A 2,729-nucleotide genomic window follows, 5' to 3' on the forward strand; every position below is an offset into this window, starting at 1 on the left:
GACGCGGCCGACCGGGAGGCGCTCGCCGCCGTCCTGGCCGCCGTGCCCGCCGAGCACCCGCTGACGGCCGTCGTCCACGCCGCCGGCGTGCTCGACGACGGCGTGATCGACGGCCTCACCCCCGACCGCTTCGAAGCGGTCTACCGGGCCAAGGCCACCTCGGCCCTCCTGCTCGACGAGCTGACCAGGGACCACGACCTCGCCGTCTTCGCCCTGTTCTCCTCCGCCTCCGCGGCCGTCGGCAACCCCGGCCAGGGCAACTACGCGGCCGCCAACGCCGTCCTCGACGCCCTCGCCGAACGCCGCCGCGCCGACGGACTCACCGCCACGTCCCTCTCCTGGGGCGCCTGGGCCGGCGGCGGCATGGCCGCCGACGCCCGGGCCGGCGAGGCCGCCCGCCGCACCGGCATCAAGCCGCTCGACCCGGCCGTCGCGGTCGCCGCGCTGCGCCGCGCCGTCCTGGACACCGCCCCGACCACCCTGGTCGCCGACGTCGACCCGGAGCGCTTCGTCCGGGCCTTCACCGCCGTCCGCCCGAGCCGGCTGTTCGCCGAACTCCCCGGCTACGCCGACCCGCAGGGCTCCGGCGAGGGCGACGCGAACGGCCGCGAGCTGCGGTCCGAACTGGCCCCGCTCAGTCCGGCCCGCCGCTCCGCCGCCCTCCTCGGGCTGGTGCGCGGCCGCGCGGCCGAGGTGCTCGGACTGCCCGGCCCCGAGGCCGTCGGCCCCGAGAAGGCCTTCCGCGACCTCGGATTCGACTCGCTCGGCGCGATCGAACTGCGCAACCGGCTCGGCGCCGCCACCGGCCTCGACCTGTCCCCGACGCTGGTCTTCGACCACCCGAGCCCGACCGAGCTCGCCGAGCACCTGCTGGGCCTCCTCGTCGACGAGGGCGACGGCGCCGCGGCCGCGGATCCCGAGCGGGCCCGGCTGCGGGCGCTGGTCGAATCCGTCCCGCTGGACCGGCTGCGGCGCAGCGGCGTCCTGGACGCGCTGCTGAGGCTCGCCGACGGCGCGCCCGCCCAAGACGCCGACGACGACGAGGACGCCGACGCCATCGACGCGATGGACCTGGACGACCTGGTGCAGGCCGCCCTGCGCAACGACCCCGACCACGCCCAGGACTGACGGAGCAGAGATGACCACGCCCCACGACAAGGTAGTCGCCGCTCTCCGGTCCTCGATGAAGGAGACCGAACGGCTGCGCCACCAGAACCGGCAGCTGCTCGCCGCGGCCGCCGAACCCGTCGCCGTCATCGGCATGGGCTGCCGCTACCCCGGCGGTGTCGCCTCGCCCGAGGACCTCTGGGACCTCGTGGCGGGCGGCACCGACGCCACCGGAGGCTACCCGGCCGACCGCGGCTGGGACCTCGGCGCCCTGGCGGACGCCGGCGTCGACGAGCGCGGTACCCGTGTCTCCCGGCGCGGCGGCTTCCTCGACTCGGTGTCCGGCTTCGACGCCGACTTCTTCGGCATCTCGCCCCGTGAGGCCGTCTCCACCGATCCCCAGCAGCGCCTGCTGCTGGAGACCTCGTGGGAGGCGTTCGAGCGGGCCGGCCTCGACCCGACGGCACTTCGCGGGAGCAGCACCGGCGTCTTCCTCGGCACCAACGGCCAGGACTACGCGTACCTGCTGGTGCGCTCCCTGGCCGACGCCACCGGTGACATCGGCACCGGCATCGCCGCCTCGGCCCTCTCCGGCCGCCTCTCCTACACCCTCGGGCTGGAGGGCCCGGCGGTGACGGTCGACACCGCGTGCTCGTCGTCCCTGGTCGCCCTGCACTGGGCGGTCCAGGCACTGCGGGCCGGCGAGTGCACGCTGGCGGTCGCGGGCGGCGTCAACGTGATGGCGACACCCGGCTCGCTGATGGAGTTCTCCCGGCAGGGCGGACTGGCCGCTGACGGGCGCTGCAAGGCGTTCGCGGACGCGGCGGACGGGACGGGCTGGGCCGAGGGCGTCGGCGTCCTGGTGCTGGAGCGGCTCTCGGACGCCCGCCGCAACGGGCACCGCGTGCTCGCGGTCGTCCGGGGCTCGGCGGTGAACCAGGACGGCGCGTCCAACGGCTTCACCGCGCCCAACGGCCCCTCGCAGCAGCGGGTGATCCGCCAGGCGCTCGCCAGCGCCGGGCTGTCGCCCGCCGACGTCGACGCCGTCGACGGCCACGGGACGGGCACGCCGCTCGGCGACCCGATCGAGGCCCAGGCCCTGCTCGCCACCTACGGGCAGGGACGGGAGGACGGCCGGCCGCTGTGGCTGGGCTCGGTCAAGTCCAACATCGGCCACGCCCAGGCGGCCGCCGGGGTTGCGGGCGTGATCAAGATGGTGCAGGCGCTGCGGCACGGTGTGCTGCCGAAGACGCTGCACGCCGACACGCCGTCCTCGCGCGTGGACTGGTCGGCGGGCGCGGTGCGGCTGCTGGCGGAGGCGCGCGAGTGGCCGGGGGGCGAGCGGCCACGACGGGCGGGGGTGTCCTCGTTCGGGATCAGCGGCACGAACGCGCACGTGATCGTCGAGGAGGCGATCGAGGAGGATGCTTCCGGGGCGGATCCCTCGGTCGCGCCGGGTGTGGTGCCGTGGGTGGTCTCGGCGAAGTCGGAGGCCGCGCTGAGCGCGCAGCTGGAGCGGCTCGCCGGGGTCGGGGGCTCGCCGGTGGACGTGGGGCTGTCGTTGGCGGGGCGCTCGCGGTTCCGGCACCGGGCGGTGCTGGTGGACGGGGGCGAGGTCGCGC

General features: G+C 76.2%; 2 protein-coding genes. Both read left to right on the forward strand.

What is annotated here, in order from left to right; all coding sequences use genetic code 11:
* Nucleotides 1–1,128, forward strand: a 1,128-nt coding sequence (locus BG452_RS32335; protein WP_188307915.1) for a beta-ketoacyl reductase, incomplete at its 5' end; no start/stop codon positions are given.
* Nucleotides 1,129–1,138: 10 nt separating this feature from the next.
* Nucleotides 1,139–2,729 (forward strand): type I polyketide synthase (locus BG452_RS32340; protein ID WP_188307916.1); only part of this gene is annotated, 1,591 nt, incomplete at its 3' end.

Origin of the sequence: Streptomyces sp. CBMA123 (genome assembly GCF_014596465.1) — a bacterium.
Taxonomy (GTDB): domain Bacteria; phylum Actinomycetota; class Actinomycetes; order Streptomycetales; family Streptomycetaceae; genus Kitasatospora.